This window comes from Rhizobium leguminosarum (genome assembly GCF_010668065.1).
Classification (GTDB): Bacteria; Pseudomonadota; Alphaproteobacteria; order Rhizobiales; family Rhizobiaceae; genus Rhizobium; species Rhizobium leguminosarum_S.
The window spans coordinates 545,367-561,846 of sequence record NZ_WUEN01000004.1 but is presented as its reverse complement, the minus strand read 5'-3'; the positions used below and the strand labels follow the sequence as shown (position 1 = coordinate 561,846).

Sequence of the window (16,480 nt, the reverse complement as noted above, 5' to 3'; positions counted from 1 at the left end):
GCCTTTACCGTTCTGCGCCGACGGTCAGCCAGCGGGTTGGCTTGCCGTCATAGCCGCCGCCGTCGCTTTCGCTGATGGCGATATTCCGCCAGCCGCCTTTCGTCAAAAGCTCCGAAAGCCATTCGGCGGAGGGATAGTTGTAATAACGCCCGAAGCCGTCATGGCCCTCCGCTTCCCCTGCCTTGAAGCTTGCGTGAAGGATGCCGCCCGTCCTCAGCGCGCGCCAGATGCGGGCGAAGACGTCGGGCAGCTCAGATGTTGGAACATGGAGAAGGCTTGCATGCGCCCAGACGCCGTCGAAGGCGCTGTCGGCGTCGAGCTCCTGGAACAGCATGACCCTGACCGGCCTGCCGATCAGCGCCTCCGCTTGTCTTGCGAGCTCGGTCGAGCCATCCGTCGGCGTCACGTCGAAACCGCGCGCCAGCATGTAGGCGCTGTCCTGCCCGCCGCCGCAGCCGAGTTCGAGGATTGCCGCACCCGGCGCAAGCCCGGCGAGGAAGGCATCGAGCTGCTGCTTCGGCAGGCTGCGCGCCCGCTTGGCGTATGTCTCGGCATTTTCCTCATAGAAGGCGGAGGTGCAGTCAAGAGGCATGCTGTTCGGCCGATCGCTGGCGTCGATTGGATTGAAGATGTCTTTCAGGAAGCCGGTCGGCGTCGATGATGTCAATGACGACAATCCCTTCCGATGTCACCCTGTAGAAGGCGACGTGACGCATGTGGAGGAGGCGGCGAAGGCCGACACCGAGTTCGTCGCATTCTTCTCCCATGGAGGGAGCATGCGAAAGAAGCACGAAAATCCTGTCCCAGTCGAGAAGATAGGCGTCTGCCTGCGCCTCGCCGAAATTGAGGCAAGCATATTCGTCGATGCCTGATAGCACGGAGTAAGCGGTTCGAGTCAGCCTATAGGTGGTTGTCACGCAGCTTTGCCTTCGTTTCCGACAGGATGTCGGGAATGCGTCGCTCGCTCGGGCCGCTTTCCTCAGCCTGTCTCAGAATGTTGCGCAGTTCTTCGTCGTCAAGCTTATGATGGAGCTGATCCTTCAGAATAAGCTCCGCCAGGAATGCGCTGGCACTGCTGTATCTGCCGCTTGCGACACGGCTTTCGACGTAGTCCGCCAGATTATCCGGAAGCGAGATCGTCATTTTCGCCATTGGATTCGGTGCCGCCTGCACATGCCGGTTTTCAGCCATTCCAGATGCCAGATTATCATTTCCCAGTTTGTGATAGAAGCGTTGTGCCGCGCCGTCGAGGGCTTGGGTCACATGCGGATCAGTCTTTTTTATCGATATAGATGACGCGTTCGAGATCCTTGAAATGGGCATCGCAGGTGAGGATGTCGGCATCGTGGCGCTCCGCGGTCGCATAAATGATCGCATCGGCGGTGGCGAGTTTATGGGCTGCCGATATTTCGGCAGCACGGCGAGCAAGCGTCGTGTCGAGAGAAACAACCATGCATGTCGCGGTATAAGCGATGAAGCTGTCGACGGCTTCATCGTCCTTTTCGCGTGCCAGCCATTTGGAAAGCTCAAGCTGCACGATCGTCGGAACGATGCATTGATCGCGTTCCGGGATTTCGGCCTGCAGCCTGGTTCCGGCAGCACTTTTCGTCAGCCATTCTATCCATGCGGAGCTGTCGATCACGCGCATTAGAAACGGTCGTTCCGGTCGCGGTAGTTTTTGTTGTCTGCGCCTTCGGCGAGGCCGCGAAGATCGGCAAGCGTCGGGACCGGCATTAGCAAAACGCCTTTGCCTTTGGGTATGAACACGAATTCCTGTCCCGCCGACCAGTGCTGTTGTTCACGCACTTCCTTGGGAATGGAGATCTGGAATTTTGTAGAGAGGGTTGCGGTTGCCATTCTTACCTTTCCTCTATCGATTGATAGATAGTAAGAATTCACTTGGCGTCGGTCAATGGCGAACCGTTTTTGGCATTGGTGCTATTTCGGTCGCCAAATGGGAAGTTGACGATGGTTTCTTCCGGTTGACTCGGCCACAAAAAAACCGGGCGGCGCTCGGTTTCGAAAGAGATCTGCGGATTGCTCAATGGTTGTCGGCTCGAAGAACATCGTATCGTGCAAATCGAAACGAACTCCGACGAGGGCGGAATAGATCGCCAGCCGGCGGCTTTGCGGGCGAGGCGGAGAGCGGCGCCCACCATGTCGGTGTTGACGCCGCCTTTGGCGTGAAGCGTCCGGAGTTCAGGCCGGGATAAGGCGCGTCCAGCCGCGCTCATCGTTTGTTACGCCCTTCTGGAGACTGACGAGTTGCTGGCGCAATTCGCTGGTCAACTTGCCGGTCTGTCCGTCTCCGACCAGAAACTCGCCGCCGGCATGTCGAACCAGGCCGATGCCCGCCAGGACGGCGGCAGTGCCGCAAGCGAAGGCTTCGACGAGCTTGCCGCTGGTTGCGTCCTGCTGCCATTCCGCGAAGGAGTAGGGACGCTGCTCGACGCGCAAGCCCTTTTCTCCAGCGAGCACGATCACCGAAGCACGGGTGATACCCGGCAGGATCGTGCCGCCAAGAGGCGGGGTCACCACCGATCCGTCGTTCATGACGAAGAAGACGTTCATGCCGCCGAGTTCCTCGACCCAGCGATGCTCTGCTGCGTCCAGGAAGACGACCTGATCGCAATCCTTTTTCGCCGCCTCGGCTTGCGCCACGAGGCTGGCTGCGTAGTTTCCGCCGCATTTTGCAGCGCCGGTGCCGCCGGCGGCAGCACGGGTGTATTCGGTCTCGACCCATAGGGAGACCGCCTTCGCCCCGCCTTTGAAGTAGGCGCCGACCGGAGAGGCGATGATGCAGAAGACATATTCCTGAGCGGGACGAACGCCCAGGAACGCCTCGTTGGCGAACATGAAGGGGCGAAGGTAGAGACTGGCGTCGCCGGATGGAATCCAGGCCTTGTCAACGCGGACCAGTTCTTCGACCGCCTTCAGGAAGAGTTCTTCGGGCACAGGAGGCATAGCCATGCGGGTCGCCGACTGCGCGAAGCGGCGGGCATTCTCTTCGGGCCGAAAGAGCAGAATCCGGCCATCGTCTGCCTTGTAGGCTTTCATGCCTTCGAAAATTTCCTGAGCATAGTGCAGCACGGCGCTTGCAGGATCGAGCTCCAGAGGACGCCTCGGCGTAACCTTCGCATCGTGCCAGCCCTTGTCGGCAGTCCATCGTGCCAGGACCATATGATCCGTGAAGACCTTACCGAAGCCGGGCGTCTCCAGTGCCTGGATGCGGTCGGCGTCGGAGACGGGAGACTTGTGCAATTCGATCTTGATTTCAGGAGAGGTCGTCGTCGCGGTCATTGCTGGCACCTTGATAGTACATTGAATAGTGGCGGGGACACTACTGCCGCCGGGCTGGTCTTGGAAAGGCCTGAATCAGGCGGTTTGGGTATCGATCAGAGGAATAATCGCTTTCTTGTCACAGGGACAAGAAAATAGGTCAGTATTATTGACATAAATTCTCCGACATGGTCTGCTGGGGGAATAGAAAAATACGAGGAAACCCCATGCTGAACTGGGACACCATGTTTGCGTCGCGCTCGTCGCGCATGCGCGCATCCGAGATCCGCGAGCTCCTGAAGCTTCTCGACCGGCCCGACATCATCTCCTTTGCTGGCGGCATTCCGGATCCGACGCTCTTTCCCGATCAGGAATTCAAGCAGGCCTATGCCGATATCTTTGACGGCGCCGCCGTCAATTCGGCGCTGCAATATTCGGTCAGCGAAGGCTACAAGCCGCTGCGCGAATGGCTGGTCGGGCAGATGGCGGCTCTCGACATCCCCTGCGAACTCGATAACGTTTTCATCGTGTCCGGTTCGCAGCAGGGCCTCGATTATCTCGGCAAGCTCTTCCTGTCGCCTGATGACACCGCGCTCGTGACGTGGCCGACCTATCTCGGCGCGCTGCAGGCCTTCAATGCCTATGAACCGGCCTACGACCAGCTGACGCCGAACGGCAACCGGACGCCCGAGTCCTACCGCGCGGCTGCTTCCGCTGCCGGCGGCAAGGTGAAGTTCGCCTATCTCTCCACCGACTTCTCCAATCCGACCGGCGAGACCGTCGATCTCGATGGCCGCAAGAAGGTCCTGGCGCTGGCGGAAGATCTCGACATTGCCGTCATCGAGGATGCGGCCTACCAGTCGCTGCGTTACGACGGCGATCCGATCCCGCCGATCCTGGCGCTCGAAATCGCCGAGAAGGGCCATATCGACGATACGCGCACGATCTATTGCGGCAGCTTCTCGAAGACGCTGGCGCCCGGCCTTCGCGTCGGCTTCATCGTCGCCAATGCGCCCGTCATCCGCAAGCTGGTGCTGATGAAGCAGGCGGCCGACCTGCATTCTTCGACGATCAACCAGATGGCGATATCAGATGTCGCCGAGCGCGGCTTCGACGCGCAGGTCGCCAAGATCAAGGCCGCCTACAGCCAACGTCGCGACTGCATGCTGACAGCCCTCGATAAATACATGCCTGAAGGCACCAGCTGGACGAAGCCGGAAGGCGGCATGTTCATCTGGATCACGCTGCCGGAGGGCATGGACGGCGCCAAGCTCCTGGCGAAATCGCTCGAAACCGCCAAAGTCGCCTTCGTACCCGGCAAGGCTTTCTTCGCCGACGGTTCCGGCGTCAACACCATCCGCCTCAGCTTCTCCTGCGCCAACGAGCAGATGATCGAAGATGGCATCGGCCGCTTGAGCGCGCTGATCTCGGCCGAGATCGGCAGCTGATTCCAGCCGCCCTGCTGACGGATCAACGGCAGGGCGCCGATCAGAAGATCGTCGTCCAGCCTTCGTTCGCCGTCTCGCTCTTGCCGTAGCCGACCCGATCGGCAACGGCGCCGTCGGCATTGCGCAGGATGATGTCGCCGCCCCGGTTGGCAAGCTGCGGGCCGCCGGCTGCGGCATCGAGCGCTATGGTGCGCAGCTCGCCTGCGCTAAGCGATCCCGACAGCGTCTGGGTCCTGCCGTTTTCGTCCTCCAGCTTCCAGCCTTCGAGCGATGCCTCCATGTCGGAGCGGTTGATGATCGTCACCGTTTCGGCCTCGGTGCCGCCTTCGCCGTTGACCGGGTTGATCAGCGCGGCGACGATGCGTAGCGACGAGGCGACGATCGGCTGCGGCCGGCGTGTGCCTTCGCCGCGGCCCTGGCCGCCACGGCTGTCGGAAACGGGATGGCCGGTCGCCGCATCGGTGTTCCAGTTCTGCGACTGGAAGCAGAGGAAGATCGCCGCCCATTCGTCGGTATCGTTGAAATGGACGAGAAGGGCACCGTCCTGGTTCGGCCCGTTGGTAGCCTTGAAGCTGCCGCCGTCGCCCTGGTTCATGTGGATGTCGTGGATGCCGTTGCCCGGTTCGAAGTCGAAATATTGGTCCGGCTTGTTGTTCTCTGGCCCCCAGGCCTCGCCGAAGGCGTAGAAATGCACGTCGGAATCGGCAATGCCTTCCTGGACGATCGGCTCGATGAAATCGCGCAGGTCGTTCTTCGGGCCGGATAGCTGGAAGGGCGCGACATTCATGTCCTCGCGCTCGATCAGCCCGCCGCGGACATAGTCGATCGCAAGCTCCGGACGGTCCTTGCGGATATCGGTCAGGCCCATCGGCAGGGCTTCGAGCGCCTCCGTCAGCGCCGGGTGCTTGAAATCGACGATATTGGCGTAGAGCAGGTCGTGCGGCGATTCCTTCGAGCGGACGTTGAGCGCGATGCGATAGCTGACGCCGTTCGCCTCGATGCGGATTTCGATATGGGGATCGTTGTCGTCGTCGAGGGCGAGTGTGCTCGCCGTACCCTTCAGGACCTTGTAATTCTTCAGCATGGAGAACCTCGGGGGGGGCGGGATCTTACGGTAACACGGCGAAAGTGCATCTTTTGTGACGGCTAAAGTATGACGCGATCTTTCAGATTCGCCTGCCACACTTTAGGTCTTTGATTTGAGCATGTCGTGGTCGCAAAACCGCTGTACACTTTTGCGCGACATGCTTTGTCTTTCGCCGTGCAATGCTTGATCCGCTATCGCCTATTGCTCCAGATGCGGGCCGAAAAGCTCGAGATCGGCTTCACCAAGCCTGTCGCTAACCGTGTTCAGCTGGTGCCAGTAGGGATAGATCACCGGCGGCAGGCTGACCGCGTCGAGGCGCTTGCGTTCGTCGTCCGTGAGTTTCAGTTCGGCGGCGGCGATGTTGTCGCGGAACTGGGCTTCGGTGCGGCCGCCGATGATGACCGAGGTCACCGCCTTGCGGCCGATCAACCAGGCGAGCGCCACCTGTGCGGCGGAAACGCCGCGTTCCTCACCGATCGCGACCAGCGTTTCGACGATATTCCAGAGGCGGTTCTCGTCGCGGATCGGCGGTTCTGTCCAGCCCGCGAACTGGCGCGTACCTTCGGGCGCTGCCTGGTTGCGGCGATGCTTGCCTGAGAGCAGGCCGCCGGCCAGCGGGCTCCAGACCAGCACGCCGAGACCCTGGTCGATCGAGATCGGCAGCAACTCGTATTCGGCGTCGCGGGCTTCCAGCGTATAGTGGATCTGCTGGCTGACGAAGCGCTGGTACCTGTGCTCGTTGGCGAGCCCAAGCGCCTTCATGATGTGCCAGCCGGAATAATTCGAGCAGCCGACATAACGCACCTTGCCCTGCCTGATCAGGGTGTCGAGGGCTTCCATCGTCTCTTCAAGCGGCGTCTGGCCATCCCATTCATGCACCTGGTAAAGGTCGATGACATCGGTCTTCAGGCGCTTGAGGCTCGCCTCGCATTCGCGGATCAGGTGGTAGCGCGACAGACCCTGGTCGTTCGGGCCATCACCCATGCGAAAACGCGCCTTGGTAGCGAGCAGCACCCCCTGCGGCCGCTTGCCGGAGAGCACATCGCCGATGATGTTTTCGCATTCGCCGTCGGAATAGGCATTGGCGGTGTCGATCAGGTTGATGCCGGCATCGATGCACATATCGATCATCTTGCGCGCCTCGGAAACGCCGAGGTCGCCGACGGTCTTCGCCCAGCCGACGCCGCCGAAGGTCATCGTGCCCATGGTCAAAGTCGAAATCTTCAGGCCGGAACGGCCGAGCAAACGATATTCCATTGAAACTCCTCCCTTTAAACAAGACTGACGTACCTCAACGCTCCGAGATAGCAATGGCTGCGCGTTCACGGCTGCGTGAGGCTTAGGCAAGATTCTGAGCGCCGGTATCTTCCGGCCACGCGGCGGCTATGGCCGATCACGAGCCGAGCGGCAGATCGTACAATATGTCATCGGCTTGTCGACGGAATTTGTCTTGGCGCAGCGTCGACGTGGTGGAGGCCACGTCAGCTCTCGTGCTTGTCCTTGTGAATATTGTCGCGAAGCGAAGCGATTGTGTCCCGAATCTTGCTGACAGCCTTGGCGTCGAGACCGACAGCCTTGCCGATGCAGTCGCACACATAAGAGGCACGGCTCTTGAGGGCCAGTCCCTTCTCCGTCAGGCGCAAGAGCACCTGGCGCTCATCGGCGGGATTTCGGTTGCGGGTGACGAGGCCAACATTTTCCAGCCGCTTCAGCAGCGGAGTGAGGGTGCTGGAGTCGAGAAAAAGTGTCTCGCCGAGATCCTTCACCGTGCGGTCGTCGCGCGCCCACAAAGTGGTCATGACCAGGAATTGCGGATAGGTGAGTTCCAGCTCGTCGAGCAGGGGACGGTAAAGCTGGTTAAAGGCGTGGCTTGCCGAATAGATCGAAAAGCAAAGCATTTCATCGATCCTGGGCACGTCAGCGAGATCATTTGATGTGGTGTCTTTCATCACGCTCTCCTTTGATCTCAATATAATTTGTGCGCGATCTATTTGCAAGCTATTGACTCGGCAAACGAGAAGACCTAATTAGATCGTGTGCAAATAAATCGCTGACAAATTATATACCGAATACGGAAAGCTGCGGAGGTTTGCTGCGTCAACGGATGCGCAAGCAGGTGAATTCCCTTGTGGCTCCCCATTCGGCTTCTTTGAAACTCAACCGACGAAAGGAAATGACCAATGTTCAAGTTTGCTGCTGCCGTCGCCCTGGCGGGCGCTCTTCTTTCCGGTGCTGCCGTTGCTCAGCCGGCCAAGCCGACCGTTGTCCTCGTCCATGGCGCCTTTGCCGATTCATCCAGCTGGAACGGCGTCGTCGAAATCCTGCGCAAGGACGGCTTTTCTGTCGTAGCAGCCGCCAATCCGCTGCGCAGCGTTTCTAACGACGCTGCCTATGTCTCCGACGTGGTTGGCAGCATCGCCGGCCCTGTGGTCCTTGTCGGTCACTCCTACGGCGGCCAGGTCATTTCGACCGCGGCCAACGGCCACGACAACGTCAGGTCGCTGGTCTATGTCGCGGCCTTCGCGCCGGATGCCGGAGAATCGGTCGCAGATCTCGCCGGCAAGTTTCCGGGCGGTACGCTGAGCGGAGCGCTTGCGGCCCCGGTAAAGCTCAGCGCCGGCGGTGTCGATCTCTATATCGACCAGGCCAAGTTCCATGATCAGTTCGCCAGCGACGTGCCGGCGGAACAGGCGGCCCTGATGGCGGCTGCCCAACGTCCGGTCACCGAGGCTGCCCTGACCGAAAAATCCGGTGAGCCCGCCTGGAAGAAGCTGCCGTCATGGTTTGTCTACGGCACCGGCGACAAGAACATCCCGGCCGCAGCGCTTGGCTTCATGGCCGAGCGGGCAGGCTCCAAGCGGACCGTGGTGGTCGATGGCGCCTCCCACGTCGTGATGGTGTCGCATCCCGAGAAGGTGGCTGAACTGATCGAAGAGGCAGCAAAATAGTACTCGATCCGAGGGCCACGGCGCGTGAGCGCCGTGGCCGGCCGCCGTGGAGGTTTTGTCCGCGGGCATGACCGGCTCTGCCTGCGCGACGTATCGGCGGGGCCTGCTGATCAGCCATCTGCTTCAGTTGATCCTCAGTGAACTGACCGAGGCGAGCGTGAGGTCACGACTGGTCGATGGGAAAGCTGTGGTGCAGGGCGTGGACCAACCGCCGCGCGCTGTCACATCTCTGTCAACGACCCCTAATAAGGGAGGGGTATCGAAATCGAGGACCCCTCCCATGAAAACGATCGTCTCCGCCGCAGCACTTGTCGCCGCGAGCCTCTTTGCCATTCCGGCTTCGGCCGCAAACCTCGTTCTCTACACCAGCCAGCCGAACGAGGACGCGCAGGCGACGGTCGATGGCTTCATGGCCGCCAATCCCGATATCAAGGTCGACTGGGTACGCGACGGCACGCCGAAGATCATGGCCAAACTCCAGGCCGAGATCCAGGCCGGCAACCCGGTTGCCGACATTCTCCTCATCGCCGACGTGGTGACGCTGGAGCGCCTCAAGGAAGACGGCAAGCTCTTGGCCTACAAGTCGCCGGAAGCCGCCCAATACGACGCCGCCCTTTATGACGCCGACGGCTATTACTATTCCACCAAGCTGATCACCACCGGCATCATGTACAATACCTCGGCAGCGATGAAGCCTGCGAGCTGGAAGGACCTGACCAAGCCGGAAGCCAAGGGCCTCGTCACCATGCCGAGCCCACTTGCCTCGGGTGCGGCCCTCATCCACGCCCAGACGCTTGCCGCCGTTCCGGGACTCGGCTGGGACTTTTACAAGTCGCTTGCGGAAAATGGCGCGATTGCTGCCGGCGGCAACGGCGCGGTGCTGAAGTCCGTCGCCTCGGGCGAAAAGGCTTATGGCATGGTTGTCGATTACCTGCCGATCCGTGAGAAGGCCAAGGGCGCTCCCGTCGAATTCGTCTTCCCGAGTGAAGGCGTTTCGGCCGTCACCGAGCCGGTCGGCATCCTCGCCAGCACTAAGAATGCCGATGCCGCTAAGAAGTTCGTCGATTACGTGCTCTCCGAAAAGGGCCAGGAAGGCTTCCTGAAGCTCGGCTACATCCCGGCCCGCAACGGTATGAAGCTGCCGGAAGGCTTTCCGGCGCGCGACACCATCAAGGTCCTGCCGATCAAGGCGGCCGAAGCATTGAAGAATTCCGATCAGGATCTCAAGACCTTCTCGGGCATCTACGGCTCGAACTGATCCTTTCATGCACGGATACATCAAAACCGGAAACAGCCAGCCCGCCTGGCTGTTTCCTTTTGTCGTCATCATCGTCCTGATCCTCAGCGTGCTGCCGCTCGCCCGCCTTGCCATGGTCGGGATAGCGGCCTTCGCCAATGGCGGCGTGATGACGGTTTTGAGCGAGGCGTCGCTCTGGTCGGCGACCTATTACACCGTCGTCACCGCCATTCTGGGCACGGTGATCTCGCTCGTCATAGGCTGCCTCTTTGCCTTCCTGCTGACGCTGACCGATATCCGCGCCAAGGGGCCGCTCAGCTTCTTCTTCGTGCTGCCGATGATGATCCCGCCGCAGGTGACGGCGCTTGCCTGGGTGCAGATGTCCGGCCCCTCCAGCCCGCTGTTGAAGGCACTGCACATCGCCCCGCCACTCGGTTCGCCGCAGCCGCTCTATTCGGTGGGTGGCATCGCGCTGCTCTATGGCGTGCAGCATGCTCCGCTGGTCTACCTGGCGCTCCGAGCCGGGCTGATGACGCTGCCGCGCGACGGGGTCGAAGCCGCACGGCTTTCCGGCGCCTCCAGCTTGCGGGTGTTCCGCGATATCATCCTGCCGCTGTCGTTGCCCGGCATCATCGCGGGTGCGGCGATCTCCTTCGTCTCCTGCACTGGCAATTTCGGCATTCCCGCCATTCTCGGCATTCCGGCCTCGATCTTCACGCTGCCAACGTTGATCTTCACCAAGTTCTCCGCCTTCACCAGCCGCACCTTCGGCGATATCGCCGTGCTCTCGGCGATCATCGCCATCATCTCGGTCGTCGGGCTGATGATCCAGGACCGGGCGTTGCGCGGCCGCGACTACCGCGTCATCGGGCTATCCGGGGCGAGTGCGGCCTTCGAACTCGGCGCCTGGCGCCTGGCCTTCACACCGCTCGTCTGGGCGATCCTGTTCTTCATGCTGGCAGCACCCTTCTTCGCGCTTGTCGCCGGCGCGCTGGTGCCGGCCTATGGCGTGCCGCTCACTTTCCAGACGATGTCGCTGCATGCCTTTGAGGAGATCCTGTTCCGGCAGGCGGTGACGCGCACCGCCTTTATCAACTCGCTGTCGCTCGCCGGCGCGACCGCGCTTGGTCTCCTTGTGGTGACAGTGCTTGCGGCCTACGCGCTGACGCGGCGCAAGGATGCGGCTTCCCGCATCGTCTCCAGCCTGATCGAGATACCCTATTCGCTGCCCGGCATCGTCATGGCGGTCTGCTTCATCCTGGTGTTCGCAGCACCGATCCCGATCCTCCACCTCTCGCTCTACGGCACGATCTGGATCATCCTGATCGCCTATTTCTCCTCGTTCTTCGCCGTCAGCCTGAAACCCGTGGTCAGCGCCTTCCACCAGCTCGATCCGGCGCTGGAGGAGGCCGCACGGCTTTCCGGCGCCGGCTTCTTCCGCCGGCTTGCCGATATCATCGTGCCACTGATTGCGCCGGCCGCCGGCGCCTCCGTTATTCTTGTCTTTCTGATTGCCTGCAACGAGCTGACGATCTCGGCGCTGCTCTGGTCTGCCGGCACCCAGACGCTCGGCGTCGCCATCTACAATCTTGACGACAGCGGCAGCTCGGACCTTGCTTCGGCGCTCTCGGTGCTCGTCGTCCTCATGGTTGTTGTGCTGATGCTGCTGCTCGAACTTCTGGCGAAACGACTGCCGAAAGGAGTGGTCCCATGGCGAGGTTGATCCTCAACCAGCTCGGCAAGGATTTCGGCACCGGGCGCGCCGCCGTCAGCGGTTTTTCGCTCGATGTGCGCGAGGGCGGCTTCCTGGCGTTGCTCGGGCCTTCCGGTTGCGGCAAGACGACAGTGCTGCGGATGATCGCCGGTTTCGAGACGCCAAGCGACGGCTCGATCCATCTCGGCGAGAGATTGCTTGCCGACGCGGCGCAGTCGCTGCCGCCGGAAAAGCGCAACATGGCGATGGTCTTTCAGTCCTACGCGCTTTGGCCGCATATGAGTGTTGCCGACAATGTCGGCTATCCTCTCAAAGTGCGCGGCATCTCGGGCGAGGCCTACCGGGCGAAGGTGCGCGACGCGCTCGGCACCGTCCGGCTCGCCGACTACGCCGAACGACGCCCGGCCGATCTTTCCGGCGGCCAGCGCCAGCGCGTGGCGCTTGCCCGCTGCCTGGTGACATCGCCCGACGTGGTGCTGCTCGACGAGCCGCTTGCCAATCTCGACCGGCACCTGAAACAGGAGATGGAAGAGACTTTTCGCGAGTTCCACCAGCGCTCGGGCGCGACGATGATCTACGTCACCCACGACCAGAGCGAGGCGATGGCGCTCGCGACCGACGTCGCCGTCATGTCGGAAGGGCGGCTGCTGCAGGTGGCGGCGCCCGCCGAGATCTACGCGCGGCCTGAAGGGCGCATCGTCGGCGGGCTCATCGGGCGGGGCGCGATCGTGACGCTGCCGCGTGCCGCTGGTGACAACAGGGCGCTCGACTGGCAGGCGCTGGAGCCGATGTTTGCCGGTGATGCTCCCGGAACTACCAGTGGCGACAGGGTGAATGTCCTCGTTCGGCCGGAAGATGTCACGGTCTCCGGTGAAAATACCGCCGGCGCGGGGGTCGCGGCGACGGTCGAGTCCGTTCTCTTCGAGGGCGAGCGTTATGCGCTGAAGCTGATCCTCGCCGACAGTCAGGTGCTGCGGGCCTATTCCCGCTTTCCCGTCCGGACGGGTGAGAGCCTCAGGCTATCGGTGCGCGCGGCGTGGCGGCTTTGAGACGCCGCGCCCAGCCAGTATCATTCGCTGCCGGAACACTGCCAGCGGATGACGCGGCAGCTGCCGGTTTGCTTTCTGCAGCTGCGTATCGCCTGGCGCTGGGCCTCGCGGCCATCATAACCCCAGCCGGAGCCCCAGCCGCTGCGATGGCCGACGGCCACTGCGCCACAGCCGTTTCGGAAACAGATAGCGATGCGACAATCGTTGGCGCTGCTGTCGCAGTTGCGCCGGGCAGCGGTTTCGGCGTCGCCGCGATTGTCATAAGCATGGGACCAGCCGATGGCGCTGGTCGACGGCGAGTAGGCGATGGCGCCGTAGGTGTCGGCAAGGGCCGCGCCGGCGAGGGACGTCAGAACCGCAAACGATGCAAGAACCCGCTTCATGAAATGCCCCACGCCGGAACGGCGATTGTCCTCTGCTAAGAACTATCCGAGGCTTGCGGCGGAATGTCTGCCGCCTAAGTCACAGGCAATCGCCTCTGGGGCTCCAAGAGGAGTGATTATTCGCATATTTCTTGACCCTGCCATCTTTTCCCGCGGCTATTGCCGGATAAGGTACTGCCCGCAACCGGATCCTTCCCATGTCGCTTCGCCTCGCCACCTTCAATGTCGAAAATCTTCTCACCCGTTTCGATTTCACCGGCTTCCGCAACCAACTGCGCCAGGACCGGGTCATCAAGCTTTTCCAGGTGTCGAGCGAGGGTGTGTACCAGCAGCTCGAGCAGGCGCGGGTGATTGCCGCGACCGACGACACGCGGCAGATGTCGGCCCTCGCGATCGCCGACGCTGACGCCGATATCCTCTGCCTGCAGGAAATCGACAACATGGCTGCCCTTCAGGCCTTCGAATACGGCTATCTCTTCCGCATGGTCGGTAACGGCTACCGGCAGAAATACCTGGTCGAGGGCAATGACAGCCGCGGCATCGATGTTGCCGTGCTGATGCGCGAGGAAACGCGCGACGGCCAGAAGATCGAGCTCCGGGACATCAGAAGCCATGCGATGACGACCTATCGCGATCTCGATCTCTTCAATGAGGAGCTGGCGCTCACCAACCGCATCGAAGACAAGATCTTCAAGCGCGACTGCCTGGAGCTCGACCTTCTGATCGGCGGCCGGCCATTTTCGCTCTACGTCGTGCATTTCAAGTCGATGGGCAATCCGCGCGACGGGTTGGACGGGCGGCAATCGACCATGCCGATCCGCCGCGCCGAGGCGCGCGCCGTGCGCCGCATCATCGAGGATCGCTTCGGTGCGGAGCAAGCCGGCACGAAGAGCTTCGCCATCTGCGGAGACATGAACGATTATCAGGAGCGTGTCGATGTCATCGGCCGCCGGGGTACCGGCTATCGCTTCGAACATCAGAACGAGACCGAAAGCGCGCTCGACGTTTTCAGTAGCGACGGCTTTGCCGAAAATGTCGTGCGCCGCCGCGACCTCCTCGACCGCTGGACACTCTATCACGCGCGCGGGCCACAGGAACAGTGGCTGTGCCAACTCGACTATCTCTGGCTTTCGCCAACACTTGCCGCCCATAATGCCGGCAGCCTGCCCGAAATCATCCGCAGCGGCCAGCCCTACCGCACCATCTTCCCGCCGGGGCAGGAGGTGGATCGTTATCCGCGCACCGGCTGGGACAGGCCGAAGGCGTCCGATCACTGCCCCATCGTCATGACACTGGATCTCCCATGAATGCAAATTTGAACGCGAATTTCACCAACATCAATATTTCCGATGATTTCGCCGGCTGGCCGCCGGAGGCGACGGTCTTCCCGATTGCCGGCGTGGATCTGCGCATTCTGCCCGATCCCCATCCCCTCGTCGCCGCCGAAGAAGCGGCGATCCGGGAGAACTGGGTCAGGGAGACTGCTGCCAATCCGGCGCTGTTCGACGGGCGCATGGTGTTCCAGCGGTTGGTATCGCTCGGTGAAGACGGGATTGCCGGCGAGGGCCACGTCATTCCCTTTTCGGCCTTCATGTGGTGGCGCCGGCAGCCGCGGCGCCAGGGCGGCATTCACATCTTCGCCTATCCGGTGCTCGAGACCTCCGACGGCGCACTGGTGGCGATCCGCATGGGCGCCCATACCGCCAATCCCGGACAGGTCTATTTCGCCGCTGGCTCGCTTGAGCCGGAGGATATCGTCGAGGGGCGCTGCGACATCGAGGCGAACATGCGCCGCGAAGTCCATGAGGAGACCGGGCTCGATCTTGCCGAATCCGTCGCCGGCGAGGAGCTGTTCGCCACCCATAACAAGCGCACGGTGACGCTGCTGCGGCTATTCCGCTTCGACATGACGGCGGATGAGATGATCGAGCGGATCGAGCGGCATATGCTCGTCGCCGAGGATCAGGAGATCGCGGGCGCGGTGGCGATCCGCTCGGCCGATCCCTCCGCCCATGCCTATAACATCGCCATGTTGCCTGTGATCGACTGGTATTTCGGTCAGGCCGAGCGGAGTTGATCTATGCCGCCCAAAGCCATGTAGCGTTTCGGGATAACGACACGCATCACGTAACGATCGAAAGCGCGTCGTGTGAATCCGGTTGACGTGACGCGTTTTAGCGCCTTGCACTCGCTCGCATGGTCGGGCAGGTTGGCGGCGCGATGACGATTCAAGGAGGCCGATGTGGCGCGAAGCTACAGCGTCTATGACGTGTTCACCGATCGAAAGCTTGCGGGCAATCCGCTGGCGGTGATCTTCGACGGAGACGATCTCAGCGACGAGGCGATGCAGGCGATCACCCGGGAGATCAATCTCTCCGAGACGGTCTTCGTGCAGCCTTCGACCAATCCCGCCTATGCGGCACGGCTGAGGATATTCACGCCGGGGCGCGAACTGCCCTTTGCCGGCCATCCGACGGTCGGCACGGCGGTAGCGCTGGCAGAACGGGCGCATGGTGCTGCGACGCGCGATCTCGTCTCGGTGCTCGAGGAAAATGTCGGGCCGGTGCGCTGCGCGGTGCGGCTGAGAGAGGGGGAGGCGAGCTTTGCCGAATTCGACCTGCCGCGCAAATCGCAGCCGGCCACAATGCCGCTCGACAAGCTCGGCATCGCCGATGCGCTATCGCTGAAGGTGACCGAGATCGGCTTCGAAAATCACGTTCCGTCGGTCTGGAGCGCCGGCGTTCCCTTCCTGCTCATTCCGGTGCACGATGTCGGAGCCGCGCAGCGGCTGGAATTCGATCCGCAACTCTGGGAAAAGATCGTGCCCTTCGTTGATGGCGCGCTCGCCTCGGCCTATGTCTACTGCCGCGGCGGCGTCAACCACGTGGCGAAGTTCCATGCGCGCATGTTCGCAAGCGGCATGGGCATCGTCGAAGACCCGGCTACCGGTTCGGCGGCAGCCGCACTCTCCGGCGCGATCCACCATTTCGACCGGCTGACCGATGGGCATCATCCGATCATGATCGAGCAGGGGGTCGAGATGGGCCGGCCGTCCTTCATCCACCTGCATATCGATGTCGACGGCGGGGCGATCTCCAACGCGCGGATCGGCGGTCAGGCAGTGCGGCTGGCCAGCGGCACGCTCGACCTTTGATTTGATTAAAGCGCGTCGCGTCAATCCGGATTCATGCGACGCGCTTTAAGTCTTTGTTTTATGCAAGTCGTTATCCCAAAACCGCTGCGCACTTTTAGGCGACATGCATTAGAGCGCCGCGCGTCCAACAGGATGCGCTAAGGACGCTCTATCACTTTGAATCTGCGCATAATCCTTTCCG

19 protein-coding genes are annotated in these 16,480 nt (G+C 61.7%); 8 read left to right on the top strand and 11 right to left on the bottom strand.

The genetic code is table 11. From position 1 onward, the window contains the following. Positions 1–4: 4 nt before the first annotated feature. From GR198_RS14925 to GR198_RS14895, 7 genes are all read right to left on the bottom strand, one after another. Positions 5–592, bottom strand: a complete 588-nt coding sequence (locus GR198_RS14925) for a class I SAM-dependent methyltransferase (protein WP_029870349.1) — start codon at positions 590–592, stop codon at positions 5–7. Next, positions 582–917, bottom strand: a complete 336-nt coding sequence (locus GR198_RS14920) for a type II toxin-antitoxin system RelE/ParE family toxin (RefSeq protein WP_029870350.1) — start codon at positions 915–917, stop codon at positions 582–584. Before GR198_RS14920 ends, GR198_RS14925 begins: the two co-directional genes overlap by 11 nt. After that, the gene (locus GR198_RS14915; RefSeq protein WP_029870351.1) at positions 901–1,152 is read right to left on the bottom strand and encodes a ribbon-helix-helix domain-containing protein; all 252 of its coding nucleotides are present in this window, start codon (positions 1,150–1,152) and stop codon (positions 901–903) included. The genes GR198_RS14920 and GR198_RS14915 overlap by 17 nt, the downstream gene beginning before the upstream one ends. A gap of 118 nt (positions 1,153–1,270) precedes the next feature. After that, positions 1,271–1,648: a type II toxin-antitoxin system VapC family toxin gene (locus GR198_RS14910; protein ID WP_029870352.1), complete on the bottom strand. Its 378-nt coding sequence runs from the start codon at positions 1,646–1,648 to the stop codon at positions 1,271–1,273. Next, positions 1,648–1,857 carry an AbrB/MazE/SpoVT family DNA-binding domain-containing protein gene (locus tag GR198_RS14905; protein WP_012758182.1) on the bottom strand — a complete coding sequence of 70 codons (210 nt, stop codon included), beginning with the start codon at positions 1,855–1,857 and terminating at the stop codon, positions 1,648–1,650. Before GR198_RS14905 ends, GR198_RS14910 begins: the two co-directional genes overlap by 1 nt. Before the next feature lie 38 nt (positions 1,858–1,895). Beyond that, on the bottom strand, positions 1,896–2,234 hold the full coding sequence (locus GR198_RS14900; protein WP_155248884.1) for a hypothetical protein: 339 nt from the start codon (positions 2,232–2,234) through the stop codon (positions 1,896–1,898). Continuing rightward, positions 2,200–3,300 carry a branched-chain amino acid aminotransferase gene (locus GR198_RS14895; protein ID WP_012758181.1) on the bottom strand — a complete coding sequence of 367 codons (1,101 nt, stop codon included), beginning with the start codon at positions 3,298–3,300 and terminating at the stop codon, positions 2,200–2,202. The genes GR198_RS14900 and GR198_RS14895 overlap by 35 nt, the downstream gene beginning before the upstream one ends. Before the next feature lie 206 nt (positions 3,301–3,506). On the opposite strand from GR198_RS14895, the gene GR198_RS14890 reads away from it, so the two are divergent. Next, positions 3,507–4,727, top strand: coding sequence for an aminotransferase-like domain-containing protein (locus tag GR198_RS14890; protein ID WP_029870353.1), 1,221 nt, complete (start codon positions 3,507–3,509; stop codon positions 4,725–4,727). A gap of 40 nt (positions 4,728–4,767) precedes the next feature. Here GR198_RS14890 and GR198_RS14885 read toward each other — a convergent pair whose 3' ends face one another. From GR198_RS14885 to GR198_RS14875, 3 genes are all read right to left on the bottom strand, one after another. Next, complete coding sequence (locus GR198_RS14885) at positions 4,768–5,811, bottom strand: DUF2278 family protein (RefSeq protein ID WP_029870354.1); 1,044 nt, start codon at positions 5,809–5,811, stop codon at positions 4,768–4,770. A gap of 201 nt (positions 5,812–6,012) precedes the next feature. Next, positions 6,013–7,071 (bottom strand): aldo/keto reductase, encoded by a 1,059-nt coding sequence (locus GR198_RS14880; protein ID WP_029870355.1) that lies wholly within the window; start codon positions 7,069–7,071, stop codon positions 6,013–6,015. Positions 7,072–7,295: 224 nt separating this feature from the next. After that, a complete protein-coding gene (locus tag GR198_RS14875) occupies positions 7,296–7,763 on the bottom strand; it encodes a MarR family winged helix-turn-helix transcriptional regulator (RefSeq protein ID WP_029870356.1) in 468 nt (155 codons plus the stop codon). Positions 7,764–7,994: 231 nt separating this feature from the next. On the opposite strand from GR198_RS14875, the gene GR198_RS14870 reads away from it, so the two are divergent. From GR198_RS14870 to GR198_RS14855, 4 genes are all read left to right on the top strand, one after another. Next, positions 7,995–8,762, top strand: coding sequence for an alpha/beta fold hydrolase (locus GR198_RS14870; protein ID WP_011652698.1), 768 nt, complete (start codon positions 7,995–7,997; stop codon positions 8,760–8,762). Between the two features lie 280 nt (positions 8,763–9,042). Beyond that, entirely contained in the window at positions 9,043–10,020 is a 978-nt protein-coding gene (locus tag GR198_RS14865) for an ABC transporter substrate-binding protein (RefSeq protein ID WP_164046603.1), read from the top strand. A 7-nt stretch (positions 10,021–10,027) separates the two neighbouring features. Next, positions 10,028–11,722, top strand: a complete 1,695-nt coding sequence (locus GR198_RS14860) for an ABC transporter permease (protein WP_029870358.1) — start codon at positions 10,028–10,030, stop codon at positions 11,720–11,722. Beyond that, complete coding sequence (locus tag GR198_RS14855) at positions 11,710–12,762, top strand: ABC transporter ATP-binding protein (RefSeq protein ID WP_029870359.1); 1,053 nt, start codon at positions 11,710–11,712, stop codon at positions 12,760–12,762. The genes GR198_RS14860 and GR198_RS14855 overlap by 13 nt, the downstream gene beginning before the upstream one ends. Positions 12,763–12,782: 20 nt before the next feature. Here GR198_RS14855 and GR198_RS14850 read toward each other — a convergent pair whose 3' ends face one another. Further along, positions 12,783–13,145: a DUF4189 domain-containing protein gene (locus tag GR198_RS14850; protein ID WP_164069162.1), complete on the bottom strand. Its 363-nt coding sequence runs from the start codon at positions 13,143–13,145 to the stop codon at positions 12,783–12,785. Positions 13,146–13,342: 197 nt separating this feature from the next. Here GR198_RS14850 and GR198_RS14845 point away from each other — a divergent pair, with 197 nt between their 5' ends. The 3 genes from GR198_RS14845 (at position 13,343) to GR198_RS14835 (ending at position 16,299) form a co-directional block, all read left to right on the top strand. After that, positions 13,343–14,452 carry an endonuclease/exonuclease/phosphatase family protein gene (locus GR198_RS14845; RefSeq protein ID WP_164069161.1) on the top strand — a complete coding sequence of 370 codons (1,110 nt, stop codon included), beginning with the start codon at positions 13,343–13,345 and terminating at the stop codon, positions 14,450–14,452. Continuing rightward, positions 14,449–15,222 (top strand): DNA mismatch repair protein MutT, encoded by a 774-nt coding sequence (locus GR198_RS14840; RefSeq protein ID WP_029870363.1) that lies wholly within the window; start codon positions 14,449–14,451, stop codon positions 15,220–15,222. The genes GR198_RS14845 and GR198_RS14840 overlap by 4 nt, the downstream gene beginning before the upstream one ends. 165 nt (positions 15,223–15,387) lie before the next feature. After that, on the top strand, positions 15,388–16,299 hold the full coding sequence (locus tag GR198_RS14835) for a PhzF family phenazine biosynthesis protein (protein WP_029870365.1): 912 nt from the start codon (positions 15,388–15,390) through the stop codon (positions 16,297–16,299). Positions 16,300–16,480 lie beyond the last annotated feature (181 nt).